Consider the following 20,115-nt stretch of genomic DNA (forward strand, 5'->3'; position numbering starts at 1 on the left):
TGACAAAATGGAATCTCTTGTATTATAGTGGGGCAGAACACACGATCGGCAAATCAGTAGGAGGAAGAGATTAGTGATCATCCCAATAATTCTGCTCGTCATCGTTATCCTCTCAGCCGTGCTGAGTATTTATTTCAGCCAGTCAAAGCCGCGGAACGGAATCTGGTTTGGCGTATCGCTGCCCAAAAAAGCGCTTAAGGACAAACGTCTGGGGCAGCTGCAAAGCCAATATCGGCGGACCTATTACATCTTTGCAGCATGTATTCTGATCGCCGCCTTGCCGCTGCTTTTGCTTGCAAATTTGCCTTTGTTAACTTATCTTTATTTGCTATTTTGGACCGCTGGAGCTCTCTATGCCCCTGCTATTTTGTTCAGGCGTTATCATTATCTGGCGACCAGGTTAAAGCATGAAAAAGAGTGGTTCGGAGAGTCCAAAAGAGAAATTTCAATAGAGCCGGAAATACAGCGTTTGGCTGCAATGAAGCCGATATCGTCTTATTGGTTTCTGCTCCCGGCCCTTATTTCATGCGCCTTGCTGCTTGTTGCGGCTGTCGGCTCAGAGGGGCCGCTGCGCCTTGCAGGGCTGGCATCCTTGATTATGACCGGGGTCATGTTTCTGCTATACCGGATTTTCAGCAAGGGTAAAAGCCAGCCGGAAGGCGGCTCCGGGCCAAGCTCCGCTCTTCACAACGCAGCGAGACGGTATTGGTCTGTCATGTGGGTGGCGCTGGCTATCTTTGAAGCCATCAATGCCTTTATTGCCTATGCTGTTTTGCGAGATGGACTGTCCGTCGACTTTAGCATTTGGGTTGGCGGCATTTTGATGGTTTCGCTTATTCCGTTAGCTGTCATTATTGCGGTGCATAATAAAATTCGCGGCTTGGAATACCGTTATGCCCATACCGATGGAAAAAGGTATTTCAATGATGATGATGAATATTGGCGCTACGGCATGGTTTACTACAATCCGGATGATCAAGCCTTGCTTGTACCCAAACGGGTTGGTATCGGCTCCACCGTCAATATGGCGTCGCAACGCGGCAAGCTGTTTTTTTACGGGAGTGTGCCCTTAATCGCAGCCATCCTTCTCCCCGTCATGCTTATGCTTGCGCACAACGATGCCGTTTCACCTTCTCTTGTCATAAATGAGAATCGTACCGTTTCCATTGTAAATACAAAGTATTCTTACACCTTTAGTCTGGACGACATGCTCGATGTTACGCTTGAGGAGCAGCTGCCCTCCGGCTTTCGCAGCAACGGCATCGCCACCTCGGTCTATGCCAGAGGAAATTTCTCCTTAAACGAGCTGGGAGACTCCAAGCTGTACGTGTTCAAAAAATCGCCGCCGTTTATTGTCATCAAGCTGCCCGATCTTCATGTTATTTTTAACGAAGAAGAGGCCGCAGCCACCACGGAGCTGTATGAACGGCTGGCCGCCCTAAAAAAGCTTCCTTCTGAATAACACTTGGACTTATTGAGTTGTTTATTTCCAAATCTATTACTCATGCTGTCCCCCCAGCAGCTCGTCCAGCATTTTATCCCGATTGCCCAAAAACTGGCGGGTAACGATATAATGCTCGGTTTCCTCCCATTCTACCCTTCTGATGCCGTGTCTGCCGATTTCATAAATCCAGGCATCGGGGTATCCCATCAGGATGGGCGAATGGGTGGCTATAATAAATTGGGATTGCTGGTCAACTAGATCATGGATGCGCCCCAGCATGGAAAGCTGGCGGGTTGGAGATAACGCCGCCTCCGGTTCGTCCATGATATATAGTCCTTTTCCGCCAAAGCGGTGAAGGAACGCTGAAAAAAAGGATTCGCCATGGGATTGCTGATGAAGCGACTTCCCTCCGTAGGAATGAGATATCGGCGGGCCAAACGATGCTTCGCGGTCCATTTGATCTATATTGGTAGCCAGATTATAGTAGCTTTCGGCACGAAAGAAAAAGCCATCCCTTGGCCGCTGCGGCCCTCTCACAGGACGCAAATAGCGATAAAGCTCCGAATGCGACTCCTCAGTATGGAACGAAAAGTTGATGGTGCCGCCTTCGGCGTTAAACCCCAGTGCTACCGCAATGCCCTCCGTAATGGTTGACTTGCCGCTGCCATTTTCACCTATTAGAAACGTCACCTTGGGATGAAAAGCAAGCTCCCCCAGCTGGCGAACGGCTTCAATTTGAAACGGATAAGCTTCCCAGGACGCAATATCCTCCTTCAGCAGCTCCACCCTCCGCAAAAAAGCTGTGCGCTCATAAATTGACATACATTAATCAACCCATTTTTTCCCTTGAAGCTTCTTCCATACCGTCTTGTTGCTGTATTGCTTCTGCGTGCTGATATCCTCACCAAACCAGGACGGCGCTTCAAAAGCATTTGCTTCCTGAAGCGTGTCAAATTCAACCTCAAGCACGGACAGATGGATCTGATCATAGACGTCGATTTCAACGGTTCTGCCTTCCCAATCCGCAGTTATTCTTGATTTCGTCAGGGGCACAAATCCAAAGGCCTCTACTACCTGCTCGTAAATGTCTTCTGTAATCTCGTATTCGATTTCCTCCCGCTGCAGCCCATTTCCGTTTTTGAAGGTATGCGTATAAGAGACGGCTCCCGTAGCCTCATTTTTTAATTTGCGAACGCGCAGCTCCTGCGTTTCGTCAATGGCCAAATAGGTCTGCCATATGCTCTGTGTGTGCCGAACCTTTATTTTCCCTTCTTGAATCAAGGTCTCCGGCTGTTCTGCAAGCAAAAATTTACGTTCTATTTCCATCGCCATAAAAATTGCGTCCCCCCGCGTCATAGTAGGTTTTACCATTTAAAAGCTGTCAGCATCGACTTTCTCCCAACGCTACCAAAATGTATGGCCGGAAGCAAGTCCCTCCTGCAGCCTGGCGTAAAAAACTAATTTGTCCGCCAGATGAAGATTGGCCTATAATAGAATTATTCAACTCAAGGAGGGCGTTACGGATGAAGGTAGCCATTGCCGGAGGCAGCGGATTTATTGGAGAGGCGATCACTGACGAGCTTCTGAAGCACGGCCATCAGGTTTGTTGGTTGACCCGTGACGCCGCTTCTGCAGCTAACAAAAGAAATGTCGAATATATACAGTGGCTAAACGAAGGCGATCAGCCGGAAAACCGTCTGGAAGGCGTGAACGCCATCATTAATCTGGCCGGAGAATCCCTCAGCAGCGGAAGATGGACCCCCGCCCGCAAAAGCCGGATACTGGAAAGCCGGCTGCATGCAACCGCCGAGATCAAACGCATCATTCGCTCATTGAGCCATAAACCTTCCGTTTTGCTAAACGCAAGCGCAGTTGGTTATTACGGTACGTCGACGCGCCAAACCTTCACGGAGGAGCACCAGGTTCAGCCGTCGGATTTTCTTTCGCAGGTTGTTTCCCAATGGGAGGCCGAAGCCGACGGAGCCGGCATTCGCACCGTTCTGATGAGGTTTGGCGTTGTATTGGGCCAGGGCGAAGGCGCGCTCCCCCGTATGGCGCTGCCTTACAAGCTCGGCTTTGGCGGAACATTAGGCAGCGGCAGACAAATCGTTTCCTGGATTCATATTAGAGATGTTGTCAGAGCTGTGCTGTTTTGTATGGAACAGCCTTCTCTTCAGGGTCCCGTCAACTTCACGTCTCCAAAGCCTTTAACAATGAAAGCATTTGGCCAAACCATTGGTAAAGTGCTGGGCAAACCTCATTATCTCCCCGCTCCTGCTTTTGCAATCAAGCTTCTATTAGGCGAGATGAGCGTTATGGCGCTTGAAGGACAAGCCGTCTTGCCACAGAAGCTGGTTGAAAGCTGCTTTGAATTTCTCTTTTCCTCGCCGGAAGCCTCCTTGAAGGATTGCTTGCTCCCTTAAAAAAGCCTCATGCAGCTTATCTGTTATCGCCGTTTTTTGCTTCCTCTCTGTTCCATGCCTGTATTCTCTTCCTGCGAATGAAAAACTTGGCAGCCGGAGATGATACATAGGGAGCTTAGGGATGGAAAGGAGGCAGCGGCGTGCCAAAAACACATAAACCTCAACCCGGTAACGGAACGCTTCAGCCCGACTTAAAAAACAATCTGGATGAGCTTCAACGCGGAATGGGCAGCAGCTCGGACCTGATATTCAAAGAGCTGACCAACAATTTAGGCTGGACCGGAGCCCTCCTTTTTATAGACGGCCTGGCGGACAGCGTAGCCATTCGTCACGCCATTCAGGATTTCCTGCATATCCAGTCCCGCAATACTTCCGAAATTCACGAAAGCCCTGTTTCCTTTTTAAGCAGCAAAGTGATTACAGCGGGCAATACGAATATATTGAGTCACACTAACGAAATTTACGCCTCGCTACTTTCGGGAGGCATCATTCTTCTGCTGGAAGGCAGCACGGAGTGCCTCTCTATTATCGCTGAAGGCTGGAAAGACCGCAGTGTCAGCGAGCCAACCTCCCAATCCGTCGTTCGCGGGCCTATGGAGGCCTTTACCGAAAACATCCGCACCAATACAACATTAGTCCGCCGCAAGATCAAAGATCCCAGGCTATGGGTGCAGGAGCTAAAAATCGGGGACGTTACACAGACCAACGTGGCCGTCATGCATATTGAAGGCCTTGCTGAGCAACACATCGTTGACGAGGTAATGGAGCGGCTGAACCGGATTGACATCGACGGCATTCTGGAAAGCGGTTATGTCGAAAGCTTCATCCAGGATAAAATCTATACACCCTTCCCGTTAATCTACAATACGGAGCGGCCCGATACGATCGCGGCTGGCCTTCTGGAGGGCAAAGTTGCCATTCTGGTGGACGGAACGCCGTTTGTGCTGCTTGTGCCAGCCTTGTTCGTTCAATTTTTCCAATCTGCCGAGGATTATTACCAGCGGGCAGACATAAGCACGCTGCTTCGAATGCTGCGCTATATCTCCTTCTTTATTGCCATGCTTGCGCCCTCCATCTATATAGCCATTACTACGTTCCATCAGGAAATGCTCCCAACCGGCTTGCTGATCAATTTAGCCGCGCAGCGGGAAGGGGTCCCGTTCCCCGCCTTTGTGGAAGCAGTGCTGATGGAAATTACGTTTGAAATTTTGCGGGAAGCAGGCGTCCGCATGCCCAAAACTGTCGGTCAAGCTGTCTCCATCGTCGGCACCCTCGTTATAGGCCAAGCCGCCGTCGACGCCGGCATCGTTTCCGCCGCCATGGTTATTATCGTATCCATCACGGCAATCTCCAGCTTTGTTATACCGGCGGTTAATTTTTCAATAACAGTGCGCATGCTGCGTTTTCCGCTGATGGGGCTTTCCGCCTCCTTCGGATTGCTGGGCATTCTGCTAGGCATGATGATCATCGTCCTGCACCTTGGAACGATCAAATCATTTGGCGTACATTATTTGCATACCTTCGCTCCGTTTAATTGGCGCGACCAGAAGGATGCCCTATTTCGCGCTCCATGGGTATGGATGAAAACGCGTCCTTCATCAACAGGCAAATTAAACCGCTTCCGGCAGAACCCGCGTCATTGGCCTACCGGCAACAATAAAGGAGGCTCCGGCTCATGACTCTGCGAAAATTGACCGCCTCCATCCTGGTGTTGTGCTGCTGTATGATGCTCACCACCGGCTGCTGGAACCGGAAGGAGCTGAATGAGCTCGCTATTCAGCTCGCAGCATCTATCGACAAGGAGGGCAAGCAATACCGGGTAGCCTCCCAGGTGGTCATACCCAGCGAAGTTTCCGCCAAAACAACAAGCAGCGGCATGTCTCCTGTCACCCTGTTTCAAGCAACTGCGCCTACGATGATTGAAGCCTTCCGCAAAATGACGGAGAGCAGCTCCCGCAAAATCTATTCCGCCCACCTGCGGGTTTTGATTATTGACGAAAATCTGGCGGAGGACGGTATTTCCGAAGTATTGGATTTGTTTTCCCGTAATCCCGAGACCAGAACCGACTTTTATATCATAGTGGCAAGGCATAGCTCCGCCATCAGCATACTGGAAACCTTAACCTCCATGGAGCGCATACCGGCAGAAAATCTCTTTTATGCGCTGGACACCTCCGCCAAAAATTGGTCGCCTACCACAACCGTAACAATTGAGAATTTGATTGAGCAGTTGGTCTCGGAAGGGATTAATCCCGTATTAACCGGCGTTCAGCTTTTTGGCAACAAGGAGCAGGGAAAAAAAATCTCCAACGTCCAGCAAGTCAAGCCAGATGCGAAGGTGCGTTTCACAGGACTTGCCGTTTTCTCCAGCGATAAGCTGGCCGGGTGGCTTGACGAATCCAAGAGCAGGGGCTACAACTACATCCTGGATAACGTAAAAAGCTCTGCCGGCCATGTGGCTTGTCCCTCAGGCGGATTAATCGGACTTGAAACGCTGCGGAATCAGACGGTTGTTAAGGCGGACATTGTTGATGGAGAGCCGTTGATTTCAATCAAGGTCACCAATATTAACACCATTGCCGATACGGAATGCAGGATTAACCTGTCCGATCCCGCAACCATCACGGATCTGGAGCATCAGGCCAGTGAAAAGCTTAAAAATGTCATTGAGCAAACCGTTGTCTACGCACAGAAAAACTTTGATTTCGATATATTCGGCTTTGGGCAAAAGCTTTATCAGAGCCATCCGCGGCAATGGAAAAAAATAAAAGACGAATGGGCGACAACATATTGGCCCAAGCTGAAAATAAAATACGATGTTAAGTGCCAGATCCACAAGATCGGGACTACGCGCGACTCATTTATTAACCACTTGAAAAAGTAGGGGGGCGTTTGCCGTGTTCGGCATTTTAATAACGCTGGGGATCATCCTAATTCCGTTTCTTGCGGAAGGCTTAACTCTTTTCAAAAAGCGATGGTATAAAGAGGCAGCCCTCTATACGCTCTTGCTGTCACTGGGGGGCTGGTTCAGCATCTGTACCTTTAATGTAATCACGCTTCCAAGCCCCTTTCTTCTGCTGAAAGCCGCATTCGCTCCGGCAATCAAGCTTTTTGGAATGGGGGAATGATTAGACATGACTTCAAAGATAGAGCCATATATGTCGGTTCGCCAGCTTAAAGTGCTGGTTATTTTCTTTATCGTGGGAGATATTGCCTGGTTCCTTCCGTCCCTGGCCGCCAGTATCGTACAGCAGGATGCTTGGATTGCCACCATCATCGGCAGCGCTGCGGGCTGGGGACTTGCCGCGTTTATTTTTTGGTTCGGCATGCGTTTTCCGGGAAAAACGCTTGTAGACATTCATCGGGATGTTGCGGGCAAGTGGATAGGCGGATTGCTGTCGCTCTTCTTTATTGTGCATATGCTGTCCGCTGCTTCCGCGGAGGTTAGAGCAATCGGACAGTTCGTCACCACCCAAATTATGATGGAGACCCCTATGCGCGTTATTCTGTTTGTTTTTTCGGCAACGGTCGTTATCGCCCTGTTTGCGGGTTTGGAGGCTCTCTCGCTCACCGCGCAGGTGTTCTTTCTGTTATTTGTCGGCTTGTCCGTGCTGCTGCTGGCCCTGCTTACCGGCGAACTCGAATTTAGTAATCTGCTCCCTGTGCTCAATCATTCGCCCGCCGAATTTGCCAGGTCGGCTCTGATGCTATCTGTCTTTCCCTATGGGGAAATGACGGCTTTTTTGATGATTTTTCCCGCAGTGAAAAAGGAAGAGCGCATGTTCAAGCATTATTTGCATGCCGTTATGTGGGGCGGCCTAATGATTATTATGCTGGTAATGTTGTCTCTGCTGTCGCTGGGAGCTTATTTGACCGAACAGCAGCTTTACCCCACCTATACCATGGCCAAAAAAATCAGCATCGGCGATTTTCTTCAACGGCTGGAGTTTATTCTGGTCATCAGCTACGTTATGTCCACCTTTTTCAAATGCGCCATTCTCATCTACGCAGCCAAACAGGCAATTATCCAGTTGTTCAAGCTGCGGTACGGCCGCGCATTTATTATGCCGGTCGGCTTGCTGATGTTTGGCTTCTCCTATATCATGGCGCCGGATATCGTTTTTCTCAATTCGCTGGCCCCTTTCTGGTCGCTCTGGTCCCTTTCCAATCTCATCGTGCTGGTAGGATTGATTTATCTCCTCCACCTCTTCAAATCCAGGCAAAAAAAGACCGGGGCGACTTGACGCCCCGGTCCATCTGCGCTGCTGATATTACTCCCGCGCTCCGCAATCCAAGCGGAGCATTGCAGCGTTGTTATGGCAGCAACTCCCGCTAAGGTGCAATTTCTGCATCGCAGCTATTGCAGCGATTCCGCCACCGTAAGAGACTCTTCCTCGCTTATGCCGCCAACTACGCTGAATTGCAGGCCTCCGTTTTTCCAATACAGCTCCGTCATGTTAGGCTGCGCGAAAACATATGCCTTTGTCCCCGAAACCTCAGACTCGCTGAAAAACTCCATGGGGATGACGGCTTCCGCCCGGTCAATCATATACGTAAATTCCCGCTCGCCCGACTGGTAGAAATAAACAACCCGCGTTACCGCCGCCTTCTCTCCTTCCTTCATGCCGGTAGCTTCAATTTTGGATAATTGAAAGCCTTCCGGCACAAACGATGGCGCAAGCAGATCATTCCCGAACAAACCTTTTGCTTCCTCCGTTGAACCGGCCTCAACCGTTACGAGCGGAGACAAGCTGGTTCCGCCTGACGCTTCGCCGCCAGGGGTCGTGACATGACTCCCGTCTCCAGGCTCGGTAATGACCCCATGTTCGCTTCCCGGATTCGATATGACCGCCCCGCCGTCGCTGCCTCCCGTGAATAGCTGCGGAGCAGATATAGCTACTGTCATAACCAGTGCTGCCGCCGCTATTCCAGATAGCCATCTGTAACGGGCCACAATCGTCCCGCGCTTGCTTTTCCCATCCTTGCCGCTAACCGGCGAAATATTATCCGCTTGCATGTTTGTCATGACGCCGCCTCCTTTTATACCTGCCCTTTCTCTGATGCTTTGCTTCAATTTATCGTTCATTGCCATATCGCCAAAAATATAGCTGTCGCTCTCCGCCTTGTATTGCTCCCTCAATTGCTGCTCAAGCTCCTTCATGATCTCTCTCCTCCCTGGTTAGCAAAATCCCAAGCTGCTCCCTCGCTCTATGCAATCTGCCGCGAATAGTGCCTTCCGGCAGCGCCAGGCTTTCCGCCATCTCCCGCGTGCTCATGTCCAGATAATAATACAGATACAGCGCCTCCTGAAACGCCATCGGCAGCTTCATAACATGCTGCAGCAATTCGCTGCGCGCCAGCTTGCTCAGCGCCTCCTCCTCGACATGAAAGCTGCGGGACGTCTCCAGTGTTTGCGGGTCGGCAGGCTCCTCGCCCGACATTTTTAAACCCAATCTGTCCCGGCATACATTTATCGTTATTTTCATTAGCCACGTTTTGACCGAGCTGGTTCCGCGAAACTTGGGCCAAGCCCGATAAGCCCGCAAAAAAGCCTCCTGACTCATATCCTCGGCAAGATGCCGATCACCCATATAGAAATAGGCGGAACGAAGCACAGTTGTTCCATATTGCGTCATCATCATTTCAAGCGCATCATCCGGATGCTTCGGAAAGCTTTCCTTAACCATTGGGCCGGCCGGCTCCTTCATCCCTCAACCACCTCCTGCTTATTAGACTCCCCAAGGCAGAATTTCGCTTCATGAAAAACAAAAAAATTTCAACATAAAAATCAATAGGGCGTTTGAAACTTGAATAATGGTATTAACAATGCTACTATTAGATTGTTAGACAATCATCTAAATAAAGAAGGAATGAGGTGAACAACAACGAACGATGCATTTAAAGCCTTATCTGACCCTACCCGACGTAAAATTATTAGCTTGTTACGAGAGAGGGATTTGACAGCAGGAGAAATTGCAGATCAATTTAATATGACAAAGCCAAGTATTTCACATCATCTAAGCACTTTAAAAAATGCTAAACTCGTCTTGGATGAACGTAATGGCCAAAACATCATTTATTCATTGAATACAACTGTCGTGCATGAAGTCATGGGATGGTTTTTGGAAATGTTCTCAGACAAGGTTCAGGAAGAGGGTTTTAAACATGATAAGTAAGCTTAAATTGGGACGACGGGATATATTGTTGTTTTTTGTTGTTTAAAATAACACGTCAAATAGATCCAAAACGATTTAACTACATTAAATTTGAAGATACTTTCGAAATGATTCGCCTTTTAATAACGGTTTTATTGAGTGTTTTGTTCATACTTACTATTTTGTATAACATAGGCTATACGATCACGATGGAACGATGGGGTATTCCTGTGTTAGGAGTTTTTCTCATCTTGATCGGAAACATAACAGGACGCATTCGTTACAATTATTTCATCGGCTTTCGAACACCCTGGACGCTTGCGAACGAGGATGTGTGGAGACGCACCCATCGTTTTGGCGGACCTATCTTTATAGTCTCAGGAATTCTAATGCTTATTTCATTATTTTTCGAAAAACCTGTATGGATTATTTTATTCGCATTTTTAGTGTTGATCATAATCCCGACAATGTATTCTTATGTAATAAGTCGGAAGCTCCGATGAGATCATTTTATATACAAGATCAGAAGTGGCGTTCAAATTTCAAATTTTAAATTATGGAGGTATGTACAATTGAGAACTAATCCAACAATTCCCTTAAAAGCAATCTCGGCAATACTGGCCTTGTCCATCAGTCTTCCGACCATCTCAAGTGCTGCGTCAATGAATAATCAGGTGCTTACTCCAGCTTCAAATATCCAAATTGACTCTGACCGTTCAGAGCAAATCGTGCCCTTACGTGCAGTTGTCGAAATGTTAGGTGGAGAAGTGTTGTGGGACGAAACCAGCTCGACTGTAAGCGTCAAGTATCTCGGACATACATTATCCTTGAAAATAGGGAGCAATAAAGCCGTAAGCGACGGCAAGGCGATCACAATGCCATCGGCGGCGCAGCTCGTTGAAAAACGCACCCACATTACACTTCAAGCTCTTAATGAAGCGCTCGGTATCACAATCGGTTGGGATGAACAATCCCAAGCCATCATCGTTGACAAGATGGATCTCACTAGCAAAGTGACAGCTTTTATTGCCTCCGCTTTGGGCTCTTCGAATATCAGCTCGACACAGTATTTTAGCGCCAATCTTGGGTCAGTTGCTACGGCGGAGCGTATCGACTATTTTTTTAGAAACGCAACAGGTCAACTTGGGAGCTTTAAAGGCATTACCAGCCTCACAACCGATAAAACCATCGTACATGAAAATGTGCGGCTCGCGCTCGCTTTTGAAAAAGGCGAAGTACCGTTCGTCCTTAGATTTAATCATGGTAGCGAGATCGATGACTTTTTGCTTGATCTTTCCGCGGCAACGAAGCTGGAAGGCTACAAATTGCCAAGCTATGCAAATCCGCAGGCCTATACCGAAAAAGAAGTTATGGTTGGTGAAGGTCGCTGGGCTTTGCCTGGCACACTGACGTTGCCGGCAGGAGAGGGTCCTCATCCTGTGGTTGTGCTCGTTCACGGATCAGGAGCGAATGACCGCGACGAGTGGCTTGGCGTGCTGAAGCCATTCAGCGATCTTGCAGCAGGCTTGGCGTCACAAGGAATTGCCGTTTTGCGTTACGAAAAACGCAGCCTTGAATATGCAGCGCAGCTTAGTCTTTTGCCAAATCTAACGATGAAAGAAGAAGCGCTCGACGACGCCCTTACCGCTGTCAAACAAATGAGTAACACGGAAGGCATCGATCCGGAACAGATTTACGTGCTGGGACACAGTCAAGGAGGTTTTATGATGCCGCGCCTTGTGGAAGCAGATGAAGATAAGCAAATTGCCGGAACAGTTCTAATGTCAGCACCAGGCGGTTCCTTTTTTGACCTAATGGAAAAGCAATTTTCTTATCTCGTAGATTTGAACCAGATGCCTCTCCAAGTGTTGGAATATTATAAAGGGCAGTTTGCCATCTTGAAGGACCCTAACTTGTCCACGGCCAACCCTCCCAAAGAATATTCGCTCGGATATTGGTTTATGGATCTGCGCGGATATGAGCCAGCTGAAATGGCGAAGGACCAGTCAGGGAAAATGCTGATCCTGCAGGGAGGGCGCGATTATCAAGTTATGCCGGAACAGCTTGATATCTGGAAGGAAAATTTAAAAGATCGCAATGACGTAACTTATCGGCTGTATCCAAAACTCAATCACTTTTATACCGAAGGCGAAGGTGCCATGAGCACGCCAAATGAATACCTCAAGCCGGGCAACATCCCGATTGAAGTCATCAACGACATCAGCAATTGGGTTAACAACAGCACTGCCAAATAAATCCACCTGGATTTAATAGTATGGACCCTCTATTAAGAGGCTGTCCGAAAAGTCAAGAGGAAGCAATAATTATTGGGCAGAAGGGACCTGTTTTGCCCAATAATTATTCACCGGATCAGACTTTTTGGGCAGCCCCTTTTTAATAATGCCAAGGGATAAAAATCGCCAGCAGCATGACGGCTATACGGGCCGCTGTAGTCAAACTGAAATTTTTGACCGCAAGGACAAAGGTTGTTGCCTTGGCGGGAGCTTTAGAGAACGTCTTAATATTCCGGCGCACTGGAATTAGCGTAAGCAGCAGCGGCAGCGCGATAAGGGGATGAACGCCCATAATGAGCAGAATCGGCACATCCAGAAGCGCGGCATAATAGATGATATGGAACAAAAGCAACGCTTTTTCCTGTCCGATGTACACGGGAAGCGTATAACGCTTGTTAGCCAGATCGTCTTCCATGTCGCATATGTTATTGGCCAGCATAATGCCCGCAATGCCCAGCACGGCTGGCATGGAAACCAATAGCAGAAGAAATGTCTCCAGCAGATTGACGCTTACGCCAAGCATTCCGCCTTCCAACGTGATAGCGGCTAGCTGATTGCCGTCCGTATGAATGTAGGCGGCGACAAAGGTAATGACAAACCCCATAAACAAACCCGAAAACAGCTCGCCAAGGGGCATGCGGGAAATCGGCAGCGGTCCGAAGGAATACAGGATGCCCACTCCAAAGGACAAGGCCCCCAACGCCAGCACCACCAGTCCCGTTTGGGCAACAAGCAGCAAGCCTGCGGCAACAGATGTTAAAAACATCACGACGATCAAAATAAAGACCGCAATCGGATTCATGCCGTATTTGACGATTGCATTATGCTCCTCGTAGCCGTAGCCCTGTTTTTTCTGCGCTTTGACATAATCGTATAAATTGTTGATTGCAGTTGTCGTCATATCGAATAAAAGCAGCGAGGCAAACATAAGCAGCCACAAGCTGATATCGAAGGATTGAAATCGAAACCAGGCATAGACGGAGCCCAGCAAAAAGGGCAGCATGCTGGCGACCTTGGTCTGAATTTCCACCAGACGGAGAAATTTACGTATACTGTTCATGACTATCAGTCCTTTCAATGCCAGTATAACGCCATGCCAAATTCTCCAAAGTGACTTTTATCACAAAACACCGAAAGCAATTGCAATCGGATGAAACTTCCTGATTCAATTTCATACAACAAGGGTAAGTATCCAATATAGGCAACAACACATAAAGCAGGTAAAGGAGAGATGTACCATGTCCAAGCATACGTCAACATCAACATCGGGAATTATTACGGGAGCGCTGGTTGGAGGAGCTGTAGGAGTCATTGCCGCCTTGCTGCTGGCGCCTAAGTCGGGGCAGGAGCTTCGATCCGATCTGGGACAACAGCTGCAAGCTGTAGGAAGACGCGCCAAGGATTTGGCGGATTCCGTATGCAGCACCACTAAAGAAACAGCAAGCCAGGCAGTCAGCAATGCCGGTCAGGCTGCATCCAGCATTGGCCAGCATGCCAAAGCGGCGGCTGAAGCTGTAGGCTCTGAGGTCAAGGATGCCGCTGAAGCATTCAGCACGGGTACCAAGGAGGCCATTCAGGATGCCGCTGAAGGCATCAAAGCAGATATTGCTTCATTGCCTCCGGTTAATGGGAATTCTTCTAACTAAGGTGAATCTTAAAGCTTCTTAGTGAACAGGGGTTGCCCAATATCCGCTCCTTGTAAAGCAAACTCCAGGAACGTCGTTCATACGATATTCCTGGAGTTTACTTTTTTACTGAAAACATCCCTCCTGTCGGGCTGCCATCCCCCGCCGGATTTTGCCGATAAAATCACCAACGCCAAAGCCGGCTATCAGCATAGCCAGCTTCAGCAGCATCCAACTTTGTCTTAATTCTATGTATGGCTTACAGCAGGAAATAATGCTTAACCGCAAACCGGGCTAGCCGGAAGAGGAATCCTCTCCCAGCAAGCCCTTGAGCTGCTCTATCGCTCTGCGTTGGATGCGGGATACGCTCATCTGGGAAATGCCCAGCTCATCCGCGATTTCACGCTGGGAGCGTCCTTTGTCGTAGACCAGCGCCAATACCTTCTGCTCCTGAATTTTCAGCTTGCTGATCGCATCGCGCAAATCAAGCCGGCCGTCCAGGGACAGCAGGTCGTCGTTGTCCGACTGGATCATGTCGCCAATCGTCGCCGCGCTTTCACCCTCTGACGACAGGGGCGTATCCAGTGAAACATATTGATAGGAATCCCTCGAAGCCAACACCTCGATTGTTTCCTCCACCGATAGCTCTAAATATTCGGCGATATCCTCGACCTGAGGCGAACGTCCCAGCTTCACCGTTAATTCGTCGATCGCGCGCTGGACAAGCAAGCCTTTTTCCTTGATTCGGCGAGGCACCTGGATATACCACGATTTATCGCGCAAATAGTTTTTCAGGTGGCCGATGATGCTTTTCATGGCGTAGCCCTCAAACGGAATTTCACGATCGGCGTTATATTGCTTGAACAGCCTCAGCATCGACATTTGGCCAACCTGGTAAAGGTCCTCATACAGATCCGGCCGGCTGCGCGACATCTTCCCCGCCGCCATCCGGACAATCGGCTCGTAATGCCGCAGCAGCTCTGTTGCGCTGTCATTGCAGCCTTCCGTTCGGTACAGCTCCATCATTTCCGCTGCTTGCTGCGGGGTAAGTTTTGAGGAATGAAGGGTCATACCATCTCCTCGTTTCTGCTCCTGCGCTTGATGAGCACAACCTCGGTGCCTTGTCCCGACCGCACATCCACCTCATCCATAAGCGCCTGCATCATAAACAGGCCAAGCCCCCCGATAGCCGCATCACGAAGCGGAGTATCATGCAGCGTAGCGCTCTGAGGGTCCAACGGGACATAAGGAAAGCTTTTGCCATTGTCGCGGACGGTTATTTGAAGCTCACCGCCCTCGCACTGCTGGAAGGCAATTTCAATAATGCCTTCTTCGCTTCCGCCGTATGCATGCAGTATCGCGTTTGTACAAGCCTCCGTTACGGCAACCTTCATGTCCTCAATATCCTCGTACGGAAAACCGGATTTGCTTGCAACGGAATAAAGCGTTGTTCTTACAATATCCAAGTAATCGGCCGAAGCCGGTATGTTTAATAGGATCGGCGGTTGTTTCATTTTGCGGCACGTTCCTTTCCCAAGTCTTATTATTATAAACTATATTAGTTGAACAAAAGAGTATCCGCGGTGTGGGCCGACGTGTGAAAAGTTCTTCCGATCGCAATTGTTCCCAGATTTCCTGAATATACTTTTCAAATGGTGAAATCCGGGAACACAAGCGAACGCTTAAAACGTTCTGAAAGAACGTTGCATCGTAAGCATAAGCTTTTCTCCAGACCCCCTCACACTCTGGCCAAACGCTTCTTTCTCTTTTGTTCAACTGGTATAGTTCTGCCGTAGTTTGCTCCAAATACGTATCGCCGATGCCACGCCGTCCGCAATGGCTGCAACTGTTGCCTGCTCCTTGCGGTTTTCTGGCGGCTGAGGAGCCGCGGGAGTGACTGCGGCACCCGCCTTCTTTACCTTGGCAGCCACGCCAGTTGCGGTTTGCCGGACAGCCGAGGTTAACGCGTATGTGGCATGACCGATCTCCCGGACGCTGCCGAACAAGGCATCCAGCTCCTTCATTTTGTCGCGGATATCCTGAGTTACTGCATCTGTATGCTGAATGACGGAACGCGCATCCTGGCTGACCTGAACAACCTCTGCCCGCAATTCGCTCATGGTGCGCTTTGCCTCATCTATCGCCATCGTGGCCTGCCGCAATGTTTTGAGAAGCGCCAAAAGCACCACTACCAGAACAACCGTCAGCACGCTTGCGCATACACCGATCACTATTTCCATTCATCATCAACTCCCTTTGTAACGATATACCCGCCTACTCTATCTTTGAAACGACAACTCCAAAAAAGGACCTCCCCCCTGCTTCCGGCATGGTATAATAGAACACGAAAACGCATCAACACCAGGATAACCGCGTGAAAAGCTGGCATTCCGCAAAGGCAATACCTAAGGCAAAACGACACATACAGCAGTCACTCCAAACATTAAGCCGCTTAAAGGAGGCCATTATGCCGAAAGCATTCCGGGCCGGGATTCGGCTCAAAATAGCTATTGGATATCTATTGATTATTTGCTGCATGGGAGCAGCTATTCTTCTTGTCACCAACCGGATTGCCTCTCTTCAGAACGAAATCGAAACGATGACGGCAAGAGACATGGAGATCACCAATCTGATCACCACGATCCGCTACAATGTCATAAATATGGAAACAAGCCAGCGAGGTTTTCTCATTACCGGAAACGAGGACTATCTGGAGCCTTACAAAACCAGCATTATGGAATGGGAGGGACAGTTTAAAGCGCTTCAGCGTTTTATTGGAGACAGTCCCTCCAAGCAAGGCGAGCTGGAGGAAATCAAAACAACGATTGAGCGGTGGATTTCCACAACAGGCGAACCAACCATCGAGATGAGACGCAACAATCAGACTGATGCCATTATTCAATTTTTCCAGGATGATCCCGGCAAACGCGATATTGAACAGCTGAGAGGGCTGCTGGAATCGCTGCGCGTCAAACATCTGGCAGACAATGAGGCCTATCTGAACGATCTGGATGTCCGCAACACCGCGCTTACAACGGGACTTTATATCCTTGTAACCGCCGTCGCTGCTGTTGCCTTGCTTATTGTGCTGCTTGTATCCAATTCCATCGTGCAAACCATTAAGCAGGTTGTTGCGGTGATCGGAGAAATCTCGCGGGCAAAAGGCGATTTAAGCAAACGCATTACCGTTCAAAGCAATGATGAAATCAGGGATTTGGCAAACGCCATGAACATTCTTCTGGATAATTTGGAGGCCAAAGGCTGGGTGCAGGAAAAAGTGGCGGAGGTCGCTACCATGAATCAGGGCATGGACGATCTGGGCAAGCTGGCTTCATCCTTCCTGAGCAAAGTTGCGCCTATGGTCTCCGCAAGCCACGGAGCCTTTTATATCCGCAGAAGCAGCGGCGGCCGGGATCGGCTGGAGCAGCTGGCTTCCTATGTCGGATTTGGCGAGGAACAGGACAATCGAAGCTTTAAGCTGGGCGAAGGCCTGATTGGCCAATGCGCTCAGGATAAGAGGGCTTTTCTGCTGAATCAGCCCGAGGATTACGAAGCGAGCATTCAATCCGGGCTGGCCGAGTTCCGGGCAAAAAGCGTGCTTGTTGTGCCGGTGGAATTTCAGGGCCATGCCATCGCCGTTATTGAGTTTGCGTCGCTGGAGCCTTTTACAACCCAGCATTTGCAGCTATTGGAGGCCATCGAGGACCATTTGGGCGTTGCCATCGACAATGCCGCGGGACGTATGGAGGTTGAACGGCTGCTGGGCGAATCCCAGGCGCTTACCGAGGAGCTTCAGGCTCAGACAGAGGAGCTTCAGGCCCAGTCCGAGGAGCTTCAGATGCAGCAGGAGGAAATGCGAATAACAACGGAGCATCTGGAGGAGCAAAATCTGTTTGCCGAGCAAAAAACGAAGGAGCTGGAATACGCAAAGGCCGAGCTGGAGCAATATGCGGAACGGCTGAAGCAAAGCGCGCAGTACAAAACGAATTTCCTTGCCAATATGTCGCATGAATTGCGCACGCCGCTAAACAGCATTCTTATTTTATCGCAATTATTATATGAAAATGGAAATGGCTCTTTAACCTCCGAGGAGGAGGGGTATGCTCGCGTCATTCATTCATCCGGCAATGATCTGCTCACCCTGATTGACGATATTCTGGATTTGTCCAAAATCGAAGCCGGCAAAGTTTCGATTGTGCTGGATGAAGTTAATGTAACGGAAATTCCCGATTTGATGAAGCTGAGCTTTGATCCGGTTGCCGAGAAAAAAGGGGTATTGTTCCAGCACGAAATGCAGCCGGATGTGCCTCAAATTATTCGCACGGACGGCCAAAGGCTTCAGCAAATTTTGAAAAACCTGCTGTCCAACGCTTTCAAATTTACCGACAGCGGCTCCGTCACCTTGAAAATTCATAAAGCGGACCCCATCGTCGCAAAGCATCGCCTGCCAAACGCCGATCCTGAACGTATTGTCGCTTTTTCTATCATTGATACCGGCATCGGCATTCCGAAAGACAAGCAGGAGCTGATTTTTGAAGCATTCCAGCAAGTTGACGGCAACACGAACCGTATTTATGGAGGTACCGGGCTTGGCTTGTCCATCTGCAGCGAGTTTGCCCGTCTTCTGCATGGCTGCATCGTGGTGGACAGCGAGCTGCATAAAGGAAGCTCCTTTACTCTGTATATGCCAGTCGATTATGATGCGGCCGTTATGGAGGTTGAGCAGTCCGTTCAGGAATCCGCCGCATCCAGAGATAACCTGCATACGGGCGTTCCGGCGGCAAGCGACGCACTGGCGCTCAGGGAAACCGCTCAACCGCCCTTGGCCGGCGAATCGGAAAGCGGCGACAGCAAGCATAATCCGTTCCCGGGCAAAAGAGTGCTGCTGGTGGAGGATGATGCACGGAACGTTTTTGCCATTATTCAGGCCTTGGAGCAACGCGGCTTAGAGGTAGCGGTAGCAAGCAACGGCAAGGAATGTATGGAGATGGTTGACGCTGATTCCCGGTTCGATCTGATCCTTATGGACATTATGATGCCGATTATGGACGGCTTTGAGACTACCCGCGCCTTGCGCCGCCATCCGCTTATGAAAAATACGCCTATTATCGCGTTAACTGCCAAAGCTATGAGAAGCGATATGGAGAGCTGCCTGGAGGCGGGCGCTTCCGATTATATCAGCAAGCCGATTCAGATGGAGCAGCTATTCTCCCTGATGCGCGTTTGGCTGACAAAGCAGGTGGATCAATAATGCCGATTGAATGGTGGCAAAACAAGGTTATTCCCTATGCCGATACCGACGAGGAGCCCGCGGAGCTGGAGGAGCTTGAAATCGAGCTGCTGCTTGAGGCGATTCGCCGGCGCAGCGGCTTCGACTTTCACAATTACCTGCATTCGTCGCTGCGCCGGCGCATTCGTAATCGGATGACGCAGGACAAACTGCCTACGGTCACATCTCTGTTGAACCGGGTTCTTCATGAGGAGGGCTTTCTGGATAAGCTGCTGGAGGATTTTTCGATCAAGGTGACGGAGATGTTCCGCGATCCGGAGTTTTTCCTATCTTTTCGGAAGCATGTTGCGCCCATCCTGCGTGAAAAAAAGGAGCTGCGCATCTGGCATGCGGGCTGCGCGACGGGCGAAGAGGTTTATTCCATGGCGATTCTGCTGCAGGAGGAGGGGCTTCTGGAGCGCTCCACGATTTACGCAACGGATATGAGCAAGGATGCCATCGCCATGGCAAAAAAGGGGCGTTTTCCGTTAAAACGGATGCAGGCTTATACAAAAAACTATTTGCAGGCCGGAGGGACGCGCGAGTTTTCCGCCTATTACGACACGGATCATTCCTATGCCTATTTTCATGATCAGATCAAAAAACAAATGATGTTTGCCCGGCATAACCTGGCAACGGACGGCTCCATTAACGAGTTTCACGTCATCCTTTGCCGGAACGTGCTTATCTACTTTAATCCGGAGCTTCAAAATCGCGTACACGGAATATTGACGGATAGTCTGGCCAAGGGGGGATTTCTTGCGCTTGGCAGCAAGGAGTCGTTTATCTCCTCACACAAGTCGCAGTTTATCGAATTTATGCCGGATGAGCGTATTTTTCGTAAGCTGCCGGTGGAGGACTAAACTTGCATGAATAGGGTACAAAAAAAGGAGGTCGGCAAAAAG

Annotated in this window: 19 protein-coding genes and 1 pseudogene; 12 read left to right on the forward strand and 8 right to left on the reverse strand. The window is 49.6% G+C overall.

What is annotated here, in order from left to right:
• The first annotated feature begins 73 nt into the window (after positions 1 to 73).
• Positions 74 to 1,462, forward strand: coding sequence for a DUF5808 domain-containing protein (locus A7K91_RS04070; protein WP_068679930.1), 1,389 nt, complete (start codon positions 74 to 76; stop codon positions 1,460 to 1,462).
• Between the two features lie 36 nt (positions 1,463 to 1,498).
• On the opposite strand, the gene A7K91_RS04075 is transcribed toward A7K91_RS04070, so the two are convergent.
• Positions 1,499 to 2,266, reverse strand: a complete 768-nt coding sequence (locus A7K91_RS04075) for an AAA family ATPase (RefSeq protein ID WP_068679932.1) — start codon at positions 2,264 to 2,266, stop codon at positions 1,499 to 1,501.
• Between the two features lie 3 nt (positions 2,267 to 2,269).
• On the reverse strand, positions 2,270 to 2,776 hold the full coding sequence (locus A7K91_RS04080) for a CYTH domain-containing protein (RefSeq protein WP_068679934.1): 507 nt from the start codon (positions 2,774 to 2,776) through the stop codon (positions 2,270 to 2,272).
• A gap of 191 nt (positions 2,777 to 2,967) precedes the next feature.
• On the opposite strand from A7K91_RS04080, the gene A7K91_RS04085 reads away from it, so the two are divergent.
• The 5 genes from A7K91_RS04085 (at position 2,968) to A7K91_RS04105 (ending at position 8,111) form a co-directional block, all read left to right on the forward strand.
• Positions 2,968 to 3,867, forward strand: a complete 900-nt coding sequence (locus A7K91_RS04085; RefSeq protein WP_068679936.1) for a TIGR01777 family oxidoreductase — start codon at positions 2,968 to 2,970, stop codon at positions 3,865 to 3,867.
• Positions 3,868 to 4,007: 140 nt separating this feature from the next.
• Positions 4,008 to 5,546 (forward strand): spore germination protein, encoded by a 1,539-nt coding sequence (locus tag A7K91_RS04090; protein ID WP_068679938.1) that lies wholly within the window; start codon positions 4,008 to 4,010, stop codon positions 5,544 to 5,546.
• Positions 5,543 to 6,751, forward strand: a complete 1,209-nt coding sequence (locus A7K91_RS04095) for a Ger(x)C family spore germination protein (RefSeq protein WP_068679940.1) — start codon at positions 5,543 to 5,545, stop codon at positions 6,749 to 6,751. Before A7K91_RS04090 ends, A7K91_RS04095 begins: the two co-directional genes overlap by 4 nt.
• Before the next feature lie 13 nt (positions 6,752 to 6,764).
• Positions 6,765 to 6,995, forward strand: coding sequence for a hypothetical protein (locus A7K91_RS04100; RefSeq protein WP_068679942.1), 231 nt, complete (start codon positions 6,765 to 6,767; stop codon positions 6,993 to 6,995).
• Positions 6,996 to 7,001: 6 nt separating this feature from the next.
• A complete protein-coding gene (locus tag A7K91_RS04105; protein ID WP_068679945.1) occupies positions 7,002 to 8,111 on the forward strand; it encodes a GerAB/ArcD/ProY family transporter in 1,110 nt (369 codons plus the stop codon).
• Positions 8,112 to 8,224: 113 nt separating this feature from the next.
• Here the strand turns inward: A7K91_RS04105 and A7K91_RS04110 are convergent, their stop codons facing one another.
• Positions 8,225 to 9,028: a DUF4367 domain-containing protein gene (locus tag A7K91_RS04110; RefSeq protein ID WP_068679947.1), complete on the reverse strand. Its 804-nt coding sequence runs from the start codon at positions 9,026 to 9,028 to the stop codon at positions 8,225 to 8,227.
• A complete protein-coding gene (locus tag A7K91_RS04115) occupies positions 9,015 to 9,575 on the reverse strand; it encodes a sigma-70 family RNA polymerase sigma factor (protein WP_082967219.1) in 561 nt (186 codons plus the stop codon). Before A7K91_RS04115 ends, A7K91_RS04110 begins: the two co-directional genes overlap by 14 nt.
• A 180-nt stretch (positions 9,576 to 9,755) precedes the next feature.
• On the opposite strand from A7K91_RS04115, the pseudogene A7K91_RS04120 reads away from it, so the two are divergent.
• From A7K91_RS04120 to A7K91_RS04130, 3 genes and pseudogenes are all read left to right on the forward strand, one after another.
• Positions 9,756 to 10,043, forward strand: a pseudogene (locus A7K91_RS04120) (autorepressor SdpR family transcription factor); the annotation flags it as partial.
• Positions 10,044 to 10,231: 188 nt separating this feature from the next.
• Positions 10,232 to 10,525 carry an SdpI family protein gene (locus A7K91_RS27420; protein WP_425415639.1) on the forward strand — a complete coding sequence of 98 codons (294 nt, stop codon included), beginning with the start codon at positions 10,232 to 10,234 and terminating at the stop codon, positions 10,523 to 10,525.
• A 69-nt stretch (positions 10,526 to 10,594) separates the two neighbouring features.
• On the forward strand, positions 10,595 to 12,277 hold the full coding sequence (locus A7K91_RS04130; protein ID WP_082967220.1) for an alpha/beta fold hydrolase: 1,683 nt from the start codon (positions 10,595 to 10,597) through the stop codon (positions 12,275 to 12,277).
• Positions 12,278 to 12,416: 139 nt separating this feature from the next.
• Here the strand turns inward: A7K91_RS04130 and A7K91_RS04135 are convergent, their stop codons facing one another.
• Positions 12,417 to 13,376 carry a 1,4-dihydroxy-2-naphthoate polyprenyltransferase gene (locus A7K91_RS04135; RefSeq protein WP_068679954.1) on the reverse strand — a complete coding sequence of 320 codons (960 nt, stop codon included), beginning with the start codon at positions 13,374 to 13,376 and terminating at the stop codon, positions 12,417 to 12,419.
• A gap of 178 nt (positions 13,377 to 13,554) precedes the next feature.
• Between A7K91_RS04135 and A7K91_RS04140 the strand changes: the two genes are divergently transcribed.
• Complete coding sequence (locus A7K91_RS04140; protein WP_068679956.1) at positions 13,555 to 13,962, forward strand: YtxH domain-containing protein; 408 nt, start codon at positions 13,555 to 13,557, stop codon at positions 13,960 to 13,962.
• 273 nt (positions 13,963 to 14,235) lie between these two features.
• Here the strand turns inward: A7K91_RS04140 and A7K91_RS04145 are convergent, their stop codons facing one another.
• From A7K91_RS04145 to A7K91_RS04155, 3 genes are all read right to left on the reverse strand, one after another.
• On the reverse strand, positions 14,236 to 15,012 hold the full coding sequence (locus A7K91_RS04145) for a sigma-70 family RNA polymerase sigma factor (protein ID WP_068679958.1): 777 nt from the start codon (positions 15,010 to 15,012) through the stop codon (positions 14,236 to 14,238).
• Positions 15,009 to 15,455, reverse strand: coding sequence for an anti-sigma B factor RsbW (gene rsbW, locus A7K91_RS04150; RefSeq protein ID WP_068679960.1), 447 nt, complete (start codon positions 15,453 to 15,455; stop codon positions 15,009 to 15,011). The genes A7K91_RS04145 and rsbW overlap by 4 nt, the downstream gene beginning before the upstream one ends.
• A 258-nt stretch (positions 15,456 to 15,713) precedes the next feature.
• Positions 15,714 to 16,181 (reverse strand): DUF948 domain-containing protein, encoded by a 468-nt coding sequence (locus A7K91_RS04155; RefSeq protein WP_068679962.1) that lies wholly within the window; start codon positions 16,179 to 16,181, stop codon positions 15,714 to 15,716.
• 227 nt (positions 16,182 to 16,408) lie between these two features.
• Here A7K91_RS04155 and A7K91_RS04160 point away from each other — a divergent pair, with 227 nt between their 5' ends.
• A complete protein-coding gene (locus A7K91_RS04160) occupies positions 16,409 to 19,192 on the forward strand; it encodes a response regulator (protein ID WP_068679964.1) in 2,784 nt (927 codons plus the stop codon).
• Positions 19,192 to 20,073 (forward strand): CheR family methyltransferase, encoded by an 882-nt coding sequence (locus A7K91_RS04165; RefSeq protein ID WP_082967221.1) that lies wholly within the window; start codon positions 19,192 to 19,194, stop codon positions 20,071 to 20,073. Before A7K91_RS04160 ends, A7K91_RS04165 begins: the two co-directional genes overlap by 1 nt.
• Positions 20,074 to 20,115 lie beyond the last annotated feature (42 nt).

It is taken from the genome of Paenibacillus oryzae, from assembly GCF_001675045.1.
Taxonomy (GTDB): Bacteria; Bacillota; Bacilli; order Paenibacillales; family Paenibacillaceae; genus Pristimantibacillus; species Pristimantibacillus oryzae.

Bases quoted from the DNA above. Each gene is read 5' to 3' on its own strand.
- A7K91_RS04105 (WP_068679945.1), top strand. From the start codon at position 7,002: ATGACTTCAAAGATAGAGCCATATATGTCGGTTCGCCAGCTTAAAGTG.
- A7K91_RS04075 (WP_068679932.1), bottom strand. From the start codon at position 2,266: ATGTCAATTTATGAGCGCACAGCTTTTTTGCGGAGGGTGGAGCTGCTG.
- A7K91_RS04080 (WP_068679934.1), bottom strand. From the start codon at position 2,776: ATGGCGATGGAAATAGAACGTAAATTTTTGCTTGCAGAACAGCCGGAG.
- A7K91_RS04085 (WP_068679936.1), top strand. From the start codon at position 2,968: ATGAAGGTAGCCATTGCCGGAGGCAGCGGATTTATTGGAGAGGCGATC.
- A7K91_RS04115 (WP_082967219.1), bottom strand. From the start codon at position 9,575: ATGAAGGAGCCGGCCGGCCCAATGGTTAAGGAAAGCTTTCCGAAGCAT.
- A7K91_RS27420 (WP_425415639.1), top strand. From the start codon at position 10,232: ATGGAACGATGGGGTATTCCTGTGTTAGGAGTTTTTCTCATCTTGATC.
- A7K91_RS04110 (WP_068679947.1), bottom strand. From the start codon at position 9,028: ATGAAGGAGCTTGAGCAGCAATTGAGGGAGCAATACAAGGCGGAGAGC.
- A7K91_RS04095 (WP_068679940.1), top strand. From the start codon at position 5,543: ATGACTCTGCGAAAATTGACCGCCTCCATCCTGGTGTTGTGCTGCTGT.
- rsbW (WP_068679960.1), bottom strand. From the start codon at position 15,455: ATGAAACAACCGCCGATCCTATTAAACATACCGGCTTCGGCCGATTAC.
- A7K91_RS04145 (WP_068679958.1), bottom strand. From the start codon at position 15,012: ATGACCCTTCATTCCTCAAAACTTACCCCGCAGCAAGCAGCGGAAATG.
- A7K91_RS04155 (WP_068679962.1), bottom strand. From the start codon at position 16,181: ATGGAAATAGTGATCGGTGTATGCGCAAGCGTGCTGACGGTTGTTCTG.
- A7K91_RS04160 (WP_068679964.1), top strand. From the start codon at position 16,409: ATGCCGAAAGCATTCCGGGCCGGGATTCGGCTCAAAATAGCTATTGGA.
- A7K91_RS04135 (WP_068679954.1), bottom strand. From the start codon at position 13,376: ATGAACAGTATACGTAAATTTCTCCGTCTGGTGGAAATTCAGACCAAG.
- A7K91_RS04140 (WP_068679956.1), top strand. From the start codon at position 13,555: ATGTCCAAGCATACGTCAACATCAACATCGGGAATTATTACGGGAGCG.
- A7K91_RS04165 (WP_082967221.1), top strand. From the start codon at position 19,192: ATGCCGATTGAATGGTGGCAAAACAAGGTTATTCCCTATGCCGATACC.